Source organism: Labrys sp. Lb11 (assembly GCF_057554225.1).
The window spans coordinates 1-12,943 of record NZ_BAAJOT010000011.1; the positions used below are offsets into that span (position 1 = coordinate 1).

Annotated in this window: 10 protein-coding genes; 5 read left to right on the forward strand and 5 right to left on the reverse strand. The window is 67.7% G+C overall.

Annotation, left to right across the window (positions count from 1 at the left end):
* Nucleotides 1–244, forward strand: a 244-nt coding sequence (locus tag AC27L4_RS31650) for a hypothetical protein (RefSeq protein WP_487146671.1), incomplete at its 5' end; no start/stop codon positions are given.
* 5 nt (nt 245–249) lie between these two features.
* Nucleotides 250–561: a membrane protein insertion efficiency factor YidD gene (yidD, locus tag AC27L4_RS31655; protein ID WP_487146854.1), complete on the forward strand. Its 312-nt coding sequence runs from the start codon at nt 250–252 to the stop codon at nt 559–561.
* 465 nt (nt 562–1,026) lie between these two features.
* Here yidD and AC27L4_RS31660 read toward each other — a convergent pair whose 3' ends face one another.
* The 4 genes from AC27L4_RS31660 to maiA form a co-directional block, all read right to left on the reverse strand.
* Nucleotides 1,027–1,377, reverse strand: a complete 351-nt coding sequence (locus tag AC27L4_RS31660) for a hypothetical protein (protein ID WP_487146672.1) — start codon at nt 1,375–1,377, stop codon at nt 1,027–1,029.
* 130 nt (nt 1,378–1,507) lie between these two features.
* Nucleotides 1,508–2,812: a fumarylacetoacetase gene (fahA, locus tag AC27L4_RS31665; protein ID WP_487146673.1), complete on the reverse strand. Its 1,305-nt coding sequence runs from the start codon at nt 2,810–2,812 to the stop codon at nt 1,508–1,510.
* A complete protein-coding gene (gene hmgA, locus AC27L4_RS31670; protein ID WP_487146674.1) occupies nt 2,809–4,170 on the reverse strand; it encodes a homogentisate 1,2-dioxygenase in 1,362 nt (453 codons plus the stop codon). The genes fahA and hmgA overlap by 4 nt, the downstream gene beginning before the upstream one ends.
* 49 nt (nt 4,171–4,219) lie before the next feature.
* Entirely contained in the window at nt 4,220–4,852 is a 633-nt protein-coding gene (gene maiA / locus AC27L4_RS31675; protein WP_487146855.1) for a maleylacetoacetate isomerase, read from the reverse strand.
* Between the two features lie 153 nt (nt 4,853–5,005).
* On the opposite strand from maiA, the gene AC27L4_RS31680 reads away from it, so the two are divergent.
* A complete protein-coding gene (locus AC27L4_RS31680) occupies nt 5,006–5,509 on the forward strand; it encodes a MarR family winged helix-turn-helix transcriptional regulator (protein WP_487146675.1) in 504 nt (167 codons plus the stop codon).
* Between the two features lie 284 nt (nt 5,510–5,793).
* Nucleotides 5,794–7,758 carry a threonine--tRNA ligase gene (thrS, locus tag AC27L4_RS31685; RefSeq protein WP_487146676.1) on the forward strand — a complete coding sequence of 655 codons (1,965 nt, stop codon included), beginning with the start codon at nt 5,794–5,796 and terminating at the stop codon, nt 7,756–7,758.
* A 329-nt stretch (nt 7,759–8,087) separates the two neighbouring features.
* On the opposite strand, the gene AC27L4_RS31690 is transcribed toward thrS, so the two are convergent.
* Nucleotides 8,088–11,075, reverse strand: coding sequence for a S8 family serine peptidase (locus AC27L4_RS31690; RefSeq protein WP_487146677.1), 2,988 nt, complete (start codon nt 11,073–11,075; stop codon nt 8,088–8,090).
* A gap of 226 nt (nt 11,076–11,301) precedes the next feature.
* Between AC27L4_RS31690 and AC27L4_RS31695 the strand changes: the two genes are divergently transcribed.
* Entirely contained in the window at nt 11,302–12,807 is a 1,506-nt protein-coding gene (locus AC27L4_RS31695) for a replicative DNA helicase (RefSeq protein WP_487146678.1), read from the forward strand.
* The last annotated feature ends 136 nt before the right edge of the window (nt 12,808–12,943 follow it).

Here is a 12,943-nt window from a genome sequence, read left to right on the forward strand (position 1 = left end):
CCGCGACCTGCGCACTCTGTTCAAGGGACACCCGGACGAGCTGCTGCTGGCCTACAAGTCCGCCTTCGCCGACAAGAGCTTCGCCCTCAAGCGCAGCGAGTTCGTACGCGGGGTGAAGTTCAGCCTGGGCTCGCTCAACGAGATGATCGAACTGGAGGAGCGGCTGCAGATCGGCTTCGACCAGTTGCGCCGCATGATCGAGATCGTCGAGGGCGGCGACGCCGAAGTCGTGATCGAGGCGTGAGGCGGCTGCCGCGCCGCGCCGCCCATGTCGCGATCAGGACGTATCAGCTGACGCTCTCGGCCCTGGTCGGGCGGCGCTGCCGGTATTTGCCGACCTGCTCGGAATACACCGACGACGCCATCCGCATGCACGGTCTTTGGGCCGGCGGCTGGATCGGCCTTGCCCGCATCTGCCGCTGCCATCCCTGGGGCGGGTCGGGCTTCGACCCGGCGCCCCAGTCCCTGCCGCCCGCCGCCGCCTGGCACCGGCCCTGGCGCTACGGTCGCTGGCGCCCGACGCGGTGCGAGCCCGTTACTCCGAACGACCCGTCCGCCTAAAGCGTTTTGCGATTTGACGGAATCGCGTCAAGTCGCAAAGACGCGTCGAAACAAGAAGTTAGAGCAACGGGCGTTTCCACCAAAACGCGCTTTGCTCTAGCACCGCGTCACGGAGGACTTGACGGGTTGGCGGGGGCTGGAACTTGCCGTGCGGACCAAGCAACCGTCCCGCTCCAGCGCTCCCTGGGCTCATCCGCAGGGATGCGTGCGGGATCGCTGACGATCGCCCAGGCAATCGCGGCCCGCAGTTGTTCTCGGCCGGAAGGCCGATTGGGCGCGTGCTGGCTGCGACGCATCGGCCTCACGCGCTCGAGCGCATGTCCGGCTCTGCGGCGGCGTTCCAAAGCGCGAATGCGAATTCGTGGACCGGAACGGTGTCTCGATCCACGAATTCCGCGACTACCCGCCCCTCCGGGCGAGTGCTTTCAAATAAGCGCTACGCGGCAGAACCGTAGAGACGCGCCGTCACGGCATTTGGTGCAAGGCTGCCTGGGCGCAAGCATTGTCGTATTGGGAAACGGCCTTGGGATTCGTCGCCGGGTTCCCTGGGTTTCCGGCATATGTTTTCGTTACGCTCGGATTGAATGGGGAGCCGTTCCCGCCATTAGCCTTGGCTCCCGCGCCGATGGAGAAAAAGTCCGTGGCGCCGCAGCTTGCAAGGACATTCGAGCCGGTCTGTCCCGGCGCAGCCGTTGCTGCTCCGGGATTGAGGTTGGGGCTGGGCACCAGTCTATGGAGGTCATCGGCGAAGGCTATTCCAGCCGAGAGCGGCAACAGGCAGGAGGCGATGGCGATGGAAACCCTGAGAGACCTCATGTTCCGTCTCCTCGATGTGGGGGGATCCCCAGCCTCGGCGCTCAACACTCCAGGGTCACCGGCTATTCGGCGCAGCCGGTCACAACAGTGTGATGCCCCGCCGAGGACATAGATTCCCTGTGACCAGGCGCTAGGCGCGGGCCGCGGGCAGAACCACGGCGCGGCATTCGCCGAAGCCGATCGAGGCAAAGCCCTGCCGCCGCGCCCGGCCGCGCAGGATGACTTCGTCGCCGTCCTCCAGAAAACAGCGTTCCTCGCCGCTGGGCAGCACGAGCGGCGCCTGCCCGTTGCGCGTCAGCTCGAGCAGCGAGCCACAGCCTTCCAGGGTCGGCCCTGACAGGGTGCCGCTGCCGATGAGATCACCGGGGCGCAAGTCGCAGCCGTTGGAGGCGTGATGAGCGACGAGTTGCTGCGGCGTCCAGGCCATGTGGAGGGTGCTGCTCAGCGCCAGTTTCCGGGCCGGCTGCCCGCGCTCGCGCATCAGCGCGGACGCCAGCAGCACCTCCAGCTCGATGTCGAGCGCACCGGACCGCTGATCCACCGCATCGGTGAGGTATGGCAGGGGCGGATCGCCACCGGCATGCGCCGGCTGGGCGGCGCGGAACGGCGCTAGCGCCTCGGGCGTCACGATCCACGCCGAAACGCTGGTGTGGAAGCTCTTGGCGAGGAACGGGCCGAGCGGCTGGTATTCCCAGGCCTGGATGTCGCGCGCCGACCAGTCGTTGAGCAGGCCGTAGCCGGCGACGTGCTTCCGCGCCGCGCCGATCGGCACCGGCTCGCCGAGCGCGTTGCCGGGCCCGATCCAGATGGCGAGCTCCAGCTCGTAGTCCAGCCGGTCCGTGGGGCCGAAGCGCGGCGCCGCCTCGCCGGGCTGCCTGCTCTGTCCGCAGGGACGGCGCACCGGCTCGCCGGACGAGCGCACGGACGAGGCGCGGCCGTGATAGCCGATCGGCACCCAGCGATAATTGGGCAGGAGCGGGTTGTCGGGTCGGAACAGCCGGCCGACCGCGAGGGCGTGATGATGGCCGGCATAGAAGTCGGTGTAGTCGCCGATCTCGGCTGGCAGGTGCAGCCGGCAGGCCGCCGCCTCCCGCAGAAGGTCGGGGCGTTCGGCCGATCCCCGGGTCAGGAGAGCGCTGACCGCTCGGCGCAGCGCCCGCCGTGGTCTGCCGCCGAGCGAAAGGAAGGCGTTCAGGCTGGCCCCGGCGCAGGCGGCGCAGGCGGCCTGCGCCTCGCCCTCGAGCAGTCGGGATCGGCCGAGGGCCCCGAGGTCGAGGATCCTGTCGGCAATGGCGATGCCGCCGCGCGGCGGCTCGCCCGGCGGGCTGAACACGCCGAGCGGCAGGTTCTGGATCGGAAAATCGGCATGTCCGTCGGCCCCCGGCACCCAGCAGCGCAGCCCCGGCTCATGCGTGGCGTCGAGGCCGGCGCTCATCGCGGCGCCTGCCCGCTCGGGTCGAAGTGCTTGTTGAGGCACATGCCGTAGTCGGCATAGTCGCGCTGCAGGGCCGGCATTCCGGCGGCATAGCCGGTCACGCGCTGGGGAAAGCGCGTCTCGAACATGAAGGCCATGGTGTTGGTCAGTCGATGCGGCTGAAGCACCGCGCTGCTCGCCGCCTCGAAGGCGTCGACGTCCGGCCCGTGCGGCACCATGGCGTTGTGCAGCGAGCAGCCGCCGGGCACGAAGCCGTGCGGCTTGGCGTCGTACTGGCCGTAGATCAGCCCCATGAACTCGCTCATCACGTTCATGTGGTACCAGGGCGGACGAAACGTGTTCTCGCCCACCACCCAACGGTCGGGGAAGCAGACGAAATCGACATTGGCGGTGCCGGGGGTCTCGGACGGCGAGGTCAGCACGGTGAAGATCGAGGGGTCGGCATGGTCGAACAGCACCGGCCCGACCGGGGAGAAGCGGCGCAGATCGTATTTGTAGGGCGCATAATTGCCATGCCAGGCCACCACGTCGAGGGGCGAATGCCCGATCTCGGCGGCCCAGAGCGTGCCGCCCCACTTCACGAACAGCCGGGACGGCCCCTCCCGATCTTCATAGGCGGCGACAGGGGTCATGAAATCGCGTGGGTTCGCCAAGCAGTTGGCCCCGATCGGCCCCCGCTCCGGCAGGGTGAAGGCGCCGCCATAGTTCTCGCAGACATAGCCGCGGGCGGGGCCGGCCGGCAGTTCGGCCCGCAGCTTCACCCCGCGCGGAATCACCGCGATCTCGCCGGGCTCGACATCGATCCGGCCGAACTCCGTGCACAGCCGCAGCGTGCCGAGCTGCGGCACGATCAGCATCTCGCCGTCGGCATTGTAGAAATACTCGTCCTGCATCGAGCGCGTCGCGAGATAGAGATGGGCCGCCATGCCGGCCAGGGCCCCGGCGTCGCCCGCCGTGGTCACGGTCCGGATGCCCTCGATGAAGGATACCGGCACATCGGGGATGGCCGGCGGGTCCCAGCGCATCGGCGCGGGCGGCACCTCGACCTCGACGCAGGGCGCCGTGCGCCAGAGGTGCGGATCGGCCTTCCGGAACCGCCCGCGGTGCTGCACGGACGGACGGATGCGGTAGAGCCAGCTGCGCTCGTTGCTGAGGCGCGGAGCGGTGAAGGGAGAGCCGGAGAGCTGCTCGGCATACAGGCCATAGGCGCAACGCTGCGGCGAGTTGCGGCCGATCGGCAAGGCTCCCGGCAGGGCCTCCGTCTCGAAGCCGTTGCCGAAGCCGGTCATATAGGCCGGCTCGCCGCCCTCGCCCGCGGCTGCCGACGCGGCTGGATCGGTTCGGGTTGCTGGGGTCATGGCGAGCTCCCTGGTTTGACGCCGGCGGCCGCACCGGGTCGCAGCTTCGTCATTCGGCATCGGCCTGGCGCTCCGGCTCGGCAGCCGCGAACGCCGGCAGGGCCCGGCAGGTTGCTTCGGCCTCCAGCAGGCGCGGCCAGGCGGCGAGGTCGCAACCGAAGCGCCGGGCATTGCCGAGCTGGGGCACGAGGCAGACGTCGGCAAGCGTCGGATCGGCGCCGAAGCAGAACGGCCCGGGCACGCCGGCAAGCAGCGCCTCGCAGGCGGCGAGGCCGTCCCGGACGACGGTTCGAGCCCATCCCGCCACCTCCGCCTCAGGCACGGCGAGGCCGCGCAGCCGCGCCAGCACCCTCAGGTTCTGCAGGGGATGGATGTCGCAGGCGATCGCCAGCGCGAAGGCCCGGATCCGGGCTCGGTTCAGCGCCGAACCCGGCAGCAATGGCGGGAGCGGCCGGACTTCGTCGAGCCATTCGCAGATCGCCAGCGACTGGGTGAGCACGGCGCCCGGCGCGACCTCCAGGGACGGCACCAGCCCTTGCGGGTTCAGACCGAGATAGGCCGGATCGCGCTGCTCGCCACGACGCAGGTGGTGGAAGACGTGCTCGGCCGGCCAGCCCTTGAGATTGAGAGCGATCCGCACGCGCCATGCGGCGGAGGACCGGAAATAGCCGTGCAGGCGCAGGTCGCGCCGCCCGACGCTCGCGGAAGCATCGCCGTGCGCGGCAGGCCTGCGTGTCTCGCCCTGCATTTCGCCTCCATGCGACGCCCTGCAGCCCCGATCCCGCCCGTTGCAACAATTTATGTCATATCATATGATATAATTAAAGAGAAAGCCATGGCCGTTCCGGACGACACCTCGCCCGCCCCACCTGCTCCGCTGGTGCTCGCGGGGTTCATGCCCTATCGGTTCTCGATCCTGGCCGAGCGGCTCAGCCGAGGCTTCGCGCGCCACTACAGCACTGCGTTCGGCCTCAGCATCCCGGAATGGCGAGTGATGGCCGTGCTCGGCGAGCATTCGCCCTGCTCGACCGGTGACGTCATCACCCGCACCGAGATGGATCGCGTCAAGGTCAGCCGCGCCGTCATTCGGCTTGCTGGCCGGAACCTGCTGACACAGACGCCGCAGCCAGGCGACCAGCGCGCCCACCGGCTCACCCTCACCCCGGACGGCCTCGACATCTATCGGCGCATCCTGCCGATGGCGCATCGGCTCCAGGCGGAATTCCTGGCCGTGCTCGACCAGGACGAGCGGGAGGCGGCCGACCGCATCCTGGCCAAGCTGCTCGCCAGCGCCGGCCGGCTCCTGGAAAACAGCCCGGAAAGCCTGCAATCCGACTGAAACCGCGGCGGAACGGCAATCCGCGCTTGTTCGGAGCGCGGCATTGTGCTTCCAACGCGGCGTCGGCAAACGCGCCGACAGCCCCTCGCCCGTCGGGCGCGGCAGCCGGCCCGCATCGGCCGGCCTTTCCGTCTGGCGGCGCCGCGCGGTCCCTGGCCGTTGTGCGCGCACGAGGCCCTGCAATACCGCATGTCCCGGTTCCGGCGGTCTGGTACGAACCGCCGGGGGCGCGACAGCGGTCTGTCCCGTCGTCCGACCTCGTACCGCCATACCAGGACTGTCCCATGCCCGTTCTGACATTTCCCGACGGCAACCAGCGCGCCTTCGAGGCCGGGGTGACCGGCAAGGCCGTTGCCGAATCGATCTCCAAGTCGCTCGCCAAGAAGGCGATCGCCATGAAGATCGACGGCACCCTGACCGATCTGTCGGACGAAATCACTCGCGACGCCGGCATCGCCATCGTCACCCGCGACAGTCCCGAGGCGCTGGAACTGATCCGGCACGATGCCGCGCATGTCATGGCCGAGGCCGTGCAGACGCTGTGGCCGGGCACGCAGGTGACGATCGGCCCGGTGATCGACAACGGCTTCTATTACGACTTCTTCCGCAATGAGCCGTTCACGCCGGACGATTTCCCTGCGATCGAAGCCAAGATGCGCGAGATCATTGCCCGCAACGCGCCCTTCAGCAAAACCACCTGGAGCCGCGACAAGGCCCGCCAAGTCTTCCGCGACAAGGGAGAGGCCTTCAAGGTCGAGTTGGTCGACGCCATACCGGACGGCCAGGACCTGAAGATCTACGACCAGGGCGGTTGGTTCGACCTGTGCCGCGGCCCGCACATGGTCTCGACCGGCCAGATCGGCCCCGCCTTCAAGCTGATGAAGGTGGCCGGCGCCTATTGGCGCGGCGATTCCAACAAGCCGATGCTGACGCGCATCTATGCCACCGCCTGGCGCACCCAGGAGGAGCTCGACCAGTACCTCCATCAGTTGGAAGAGGCGGAGAAGCGCGATCATCGCCGTCTCGGCCGGGAGATGGATCTGTTCCACTTCCAGGAGGAAGGTCCGGGCGTCGTGTTCTGGCACGCCAAGGGCTGGACGCTGTTCCAGGAACTGATCGCCTATATGCGCCGGCGCCTCAAGCGCCTGGGCTACCAGGAGGTGAACGCGCCCCAGCTCCTCGACAAGTCGCTGTGGGAGACCTCCGGCCATTGGGGCTGGTATCGGGAAAACATGTTCATGGCCAAGTCGGCCGGCGAGGACACAGACGACGACCGCGTCTTCGCCATCAAGCCGATGAACTGTCCGGGCCATGTGCAGATCTTCAAGCACGGCCTCAGGTCTTACCGGGAACTGCCTCTACGGCTTGCGGAATTCGGTGCGGTTCATCGCTACGAGCCCTCCGGTGCGCTGCACGGGCTGATGCGCGTGCGCGGCTTCACCCAGGACGACGCCCACATCTTCTGCACCGACGAGCAGATGGCGGCCGAGTGCCTGGCGATCAACGAGCTGATCCTGTCGACCTATCGCGACTTCGGCTTCGACAAGATCGTGGTCAAGCTCTCGACGCGGCCCGAGAAGCGCGTCGGCAGCGACGAGCTCTGGGACCGGGCCGAGGCGGTGATGACGGATGTCCTCGCCCAGATCGCGGCGGAGTCCGGCGGCCTGATCGAGACCAGCATCAATCCCGGCGAAGGCGCCTTCTACGGCCCGAAGTTCGAATATGTGCTGCGCGACGCCATCGGCCGCGACTGGCAGTGCGGCACCACGCAGGTCGACTTCAACCTGCCGGAGCGGTTCGGCGCCTTCTACATCGCCGAGAACAGCGCCAAGACCGTGCCGGTGATGATCCATCGCGCCATCTGCGGATCGATGGAACGCTTCGCCGGCATCCTGATCGAGCATTTCGCCGGCCATTTCCCGCTCTGGCTCGCGCCGGTGCAGGTGATGATCTGCACCATCACCAGCGATGCCGACGACTATGCCCGGAGCGTGCACCAAGCCCTGCTCGACGCTGGCCTCAGGGCCGAGACCGACCTGCGCAACGAGAAGATCGGCTACAAGGTCCGCGAGCATTCGCTGACCAAGATCCCGGTGATCCTGGCCCTCGGCAAGCAGGAGGCTGCGGGCGGCAGCGTCTCCGTTCGCCGGCTCGGCTCGCAGGGCCAGACCCCGATGGCGCTCGGCGAGGCGATCGCCGCACTGGCCGAGGAAGCGACCCCGCCGGATCTGGCGCGCGCCCGCGGCTGAGGCCGGCTGGGTGACAAGGTCCCGCACGACGCCCAAAAGGGCGCGAAATGCCTTCTCCGCGCAGCGGGGAAGGTGCCCCGACGCAGTCGGGGCGGATGGGGTGTGGCCCGCAAGGCTCGACCTTGCCCTGCCTGCACCACCGTCGTGCCATGCCGACGCAGCCGGAGTCCTGCTTGCCGCACCCCATCCGTCGCCCCTTCGGGGCGCCACCTTCCCCACCTTCGGTGGAGAAGGCTTGGTCACGCCCTTTCTAGTTGCGGGCCAGCCATCGCTTCTCCGCGACAAACGAGGCGGCAGTCGGCGGAAAGCATAAACCGCTCCCGCCAAGACTACAGGATGAAGTCGCTCGCCTGGATCGATGTGTGGTTCTGAATTTGAACGGAGAAGTCGACCGCGCCGTCGCCGTTGACGTCGCCGTAGACGTACACGTTGCCGCTCTGCGTCGTGTAGCGCAACTCGCCGGCATGATGGGTGAAGGCGGATGTGCCGATAAAGTGGAAGGCTTGGTTCCCACTAACACCGACTTGCGCGTCAATGCCCGACACGTCAAGCTTGTCACCTTGGGATCGATAGAAGTCCAGGATCACGTCGCGGCCGGTGCTGGAGAGGGTGCTCTCCGTGGTGACGTTGAATATGAACGTATCCGCGCCCGCCCCGCCTGTGAGGCGGTCGCCGCCGGAGCCGCCGATCAATTGATCATTGCCCGCCCTTCCATCGAGACTATCGTTGCCCAGGCCGCCTTTGAGGACATTGTTCCCGCTGTTGCCGGTCAACGCGTTGGCGAGTGCGTTGCCGGTGCCCGCAATATCGCCAGCGCCGGTCAGCACGAGGTTTTCAACGGCGCCAAGAACACGGGCTGTGTTCGATAGATTGCAGCTGACCGAAGCGTAGATCTTGTCCGTACCGGTCCCTCTCGTCTCGTCGACGATATCGCCGAGGTTGTCGACGTAATAGGTGTCGTTTCCGGCCCGGCCGATCATGCGGTCGGCGCCGGCGCCGCCGTTGAGGATGTCGTTGCCGGCGCCGCCGTCGAGCGTGTTGGCCAGGCCATTCCCAATCAACGTGTCCGCCCCCGAGCCCCCGGTCACGTTCTCGATGCCGGTGAAATGGGTGATGAAGGTGCCGCCCCACGCGCCCCCGGAGCCGTCCGGGTTGGTGTAGCTGCCGCTGTCGACGAAGGTCGCCGACGTCGTCCGCAAGTCGCACTTGGCCCCACGGGTCGTCCAGGCGAAGGACAGGGTATCGGTACCGGCGCCGCCGTCGATGCGGTCGTCGCCGCGGGAAACGACGATGGTGTCGTTGCCGTCCTCGCCGTAGATCGTGTTCGCCTCGAAGTCGGGCTCCCCGGTGCGGGTCAGCACGTCGCCGCAGAGGCGGTCGTTGCCAGCGCCGCCCCTGAGCGTGTCGGCGCCGAGCCCACCCTCGAGGCGGTCGTTGCCGTCGCCGCCCTGCAGAAAGTCGGCGCCGGCACCGCCGTCGATCCTATCGTTGCCGCCCTCGCCGGCCAGGCTGTCGTTGTCCGCCCCGCCCTCGATCCAGTCGTCGCCGCCGCCGCCGCCGATGGCGTCCTCGCCGCGCCCGCCGGAGAGGTGGTTGGCGGAGGCATTGCCGATGAGGATGTCGCTGCCGTCGCCGCCGAAGGCGTTCTCGATGGTGCCGTCGATGGTGAGCGAGCGCCCGGCGATAGTGCTGGGGACGCTCGCCGAGAGGTCGATGTAGCTGTTGCTCGTGACCGCCGCTGCGTTGATCGTGTCGACGCCGAAGATCTCGTGGATCGTGGCGCGCGCGCCGTCGGCCGCGATCGCGGCGTTGCTGCCGAACTCGTCGGTGTAGAAGTAGGTGTCGTTGTTGCTGGCCACGCTGCCGTAGACGTCGAGCCTGGCGGTGGAGACCGAACCCGTGTCGCCGCTGACATTGTCGACGACGCGCACCGTCCAGGTCCCGTTCGCATCCTCGCCGCGGAAGGCGTTGGAGGTGAAGGTCCAGCCGTTGAGGTCGCGACTGCCGCCGCTGTTGTCGAGAAGACGGCTCTCCGTCCCGGACGGCGAGATCAGATAGATTTCCAGGTCGGAGGCATAGGTATGGGTGATGCCGAGATTGAGCGTCACCTGCTCTGCGTCGATATCGCCGCCGACGGTGAAGGAGAACGAGACGCCGGCGCTGTTGGCATCGGGAACGATGACGTTGGGGCTGGCCGTGCTGGACCAATGCTCTTCGTTGGCGAGCGTGCTCTGGTCGGTCCAGGTCTCGGCGAGGCGCACGGCGGCGCGGGCATCGATCAAGCCGAAGCCGTAGTCGTTGGAGAAATGCATGCCGCCGCCGTTCCAGTTGGTCGCGGCGTTGATGGTCCAGAAGTTGAGTTCGCCGTTCTGCAGATGCTCCGGCGTGGTGCCGAACGCGATGTCGGAGCCGGCGTGGCGGGCCGTCAGGGCAAGGATGTCGCGCACGTCGCGGTAGCCGAGGTTCGGGTTGGCCTCGAGCATCAGGGCAACGACACCCGTTACCTGCGGGGCCGAGAACGACGTGCCCACCGTCTCGACATAATCGCCGTTGCTGAAACCGGACGTGCCGGTGAAGTCCGTGGTCCAGACGCCGGGCTCGCCGGCGCTCCAGGAGCCTTGCGCGCCGGCGGAGACAAGGATATTGGCGCCGGGCGATGAATAGTCGGCCACGAAGCCGTCCTGACCGACTCCCGCCACCGTGATCGAGAACCGGCTCTCCGCCGTGGGGCCGGTGGTGTTGGCATCCCCGACGACGTTGTCCCAGGCCTGCCCGGCACGGGTGTTGTTCGCGGCGGCGACCACCACCGTGCCCAGGCCCCCGCGACCGTTGGTCACGGCGTCGAGGATGCCGTTGGCCACGGCGAGGTAGTTGGGATCGGTCTGCGACACCGAGAAGGCGGACGAGCCCCAGCTGTGGTTGACCACGTCGAAGTCGCGCATGTGCATCGACGCCGCCGAGCGTGAGGTCGTCGAGTTGACGGTGTCGCTGCCCCAGATCGGCACGCTGGAATAGGTGGCGCCGTAGGCGACGCCGACGATGCCGTCGCCAGAGCCGACATCGTTGCGCTCCGCCGCGACGACGCCGGTGACCGCGGTGCCGTGGTCCTGCGCCAGGCCGGTCTGGCTGCCGAAGTCGAGCGTCGAATCGTGATTGGCGTCGAGATCGGGATGGCCGGTCTGAATGCCGTTGTCGAAGATGCCGACGTGGACACCGGCGCCGGTGTAGTCGTCCCACACCGCGTTCTGGCCCCAGACCACGCCGATCGCTTGAAGGTACCATTGACTGGAGAAAAGCTGGTCGGTCGGCAAGGTCATGAAGAGCCCCTCCTCGACCCCGTCGCAGCCTGGCCCGACGGGCAGTCTCTCCAAACTCATAAGCGGGAAGGCCGGCCCGGGATGTGTCAAAACGCACAAATTTCAGGGTGATTTCCGACATCAAGGCCGCAGCGCCGTCCTGTGAATCGCTGTGAACAGGCGACCGCGCCAAACGGCGGCCACCCGGCTGTGCTAGACCTGCCGGCCGACAGCCGATGGTGATTCCATGCCCCCGACCCTCGAAGCCACCATTCACCGGATCGAACCGGCCGCCCAGCAGCCCGCCTTCCGGCAGGCGCCGCACAATGTCGAGGCGGAACAGGCGCTGTTGGGCGCGATCCTCGTCAACAACGAGGCCTATTACCGCGTCTCCGACTTCCTCCTGGCGCAGCACTTCTTCGACCCGCTGCACCGCAAGGTCTACGAGATCATCACCAGCCTGATTCGAGGCGGCAAGATCGCCACGCCGATCACGCTCAAGACCTTCCTGGGGCCGGACCAGGAGATCGCCGGCGGCCTCACCGTGACGCAATATCTGGCGCGCCTGGCGGCGGAGGCGACCACCGTCATCAACGCCGCCGACTACGGCCAGACCATCTACGACCTTGCCATCCGCCGGGCGCTGATCGCCATCGGCGAGGAGGTGGTGAACGCCGCCTATGACGCGCCCGTCGACACGGCGCCGCAGACGCAGATCGAGGATGCCGAGCGCAGCCTCTACGAGCTGGCCGAGACCGGGCGCTACGAAGGCGGCTTCGCCCGCTTCGCCGACGCCCTCAAGGACGCCATCGACATGGCCTCCGCCGCCTTCCAGCGCGACGGCAACCTGTCCGGCCTCGCCACGGGGCTCGACGACCTCGACCGGATGATGGGCGGCCTGCAGCCGTCCGACCTGATCATCCTGGCCGGCCGCCCCGCCATGGGCAAGACCTCGCTCGTCACCAACATCGCCTTCAACATCGCCAAGGCCTATCGCCACGAGGTGCAGCCGGACGGCGCGCACAAGACCATCGACGGCGGCTCGGTCGGCTTCTTCTCCCTGGAAATGTCGGCCGAGCAGCTCGCCACCCGCATCATCGCCGAGCAGGCCAGCGTGCCCTCCTACAAGATCCGGCGCGGCGACCTGATGGAGGAGGAGTTCACCCGCCTCGTCACCGCCAGCCAGGAGATGCAGTCGCTCCCGCTCTACATCGACGACACCGGCGGCATCTCGATCGCCCAGCTCGTCGCCCGCGCCCGCCGGCTCAAGCGCCAGCGCGGCCTCGACCTGATCATCGTCGACTACATCCAGCTCCTTTCCGGCTCGTCGAAGAAGGGCGACAACCGCGTGCAGGAGGTGACCGAGATCACCACCGGGCTCAAGGCCCTGGCCAAGGAGCTGTCGGTGCCGATCATCGGCCTGTCGCAGCTTTCCCGCCAGGTCGAGAGCCGCGACGACAAGCGCCCGCAGCTCTCGGACCTGCGCGAGTCCGGCTCGATCGAGCAGGACGCCGACGTGGTGATGTTCGTGTTCCGCGAGGAATACTATCTCAAGAACAAGATGCCGAAGGAGGGTACACCCGAATTCTTCACCTGGCAGTCGGAGATGGAGGCGATCGCCGGCCAGGCCGAGGTGATCATCGGCAAGCAGCGCCATGGTCCGACGGGAACGGTGAAGCTGCAGTTCGACGCCGATATCACCCGCTTCTCCAACCTCGCCCGGCCCGATCACCTGCCCGAGCGGATGGAATGACCGGTCTGGAGCAACGTCGAGGCCTGGGCTAGCATCGGCGCATGACGATCCCGTTCCAGATTCGCCGCCCGGCGAGAACGGCCCTCGGCCGAGCCCGCCCGGGCCTGCGCCCCGCCAGGGGCAGGGCCCGGATCTG

Excerpts from the sequence above, each read along its gene's own strand:
- hmgA (WP_487146674.1), bottom strand. The coding sequence starts at position 4,170 with ATGACCCCAGCAACCCGAACCGATCCAGCCGCGTCGGCAGCCGCGGGC.
- thrS (WP_487146676.1), top strand. The coding sequence starts at position 5,794 with ATGCCCGTTCTGACATTTCCCGACGGCAACCAGCGCGCCTTCGAGGCC.
- AC27L4_RS31660 (WP_487146672.1), bottom strand. The coding sequence starts at position 1,377 with ATGAGGTCTCTCAGGGTTTCCATCGCCATCGCCTCCTGCCTGTTGCCG.
- AC27L4_RS31695 (WP_487146678.1), top strand. The coding sequence starts at position 11,302 with ATGCCCCCGACCCTCGAAGCCACCATTCACCGGATCGAACCGGCCGCC.
- AC27L4_RS31690 (WP_487146677.1), bottom strand. The coding sequence starts at position 11,075 with ATGACCTTGCCGACCGACCAGCTTTTCTCCAGTCAATGGTACCTTCAA.
- AC27L4_RS31680 (WP_487146675.1), top strand. The coding sequence starts at position 5,006 with ATGGCCGTTCCGGACGACACCTCGCCCGCCCCACCTGCTCCGCTGGTG.
- fahA (WP_487146673.1), bottom strand. The coding sequence starts at position 2,812 with ATGAGCGCCGGCCTCGACGCCACGCATGAGCCGGGGCTGCGCTGCTGG.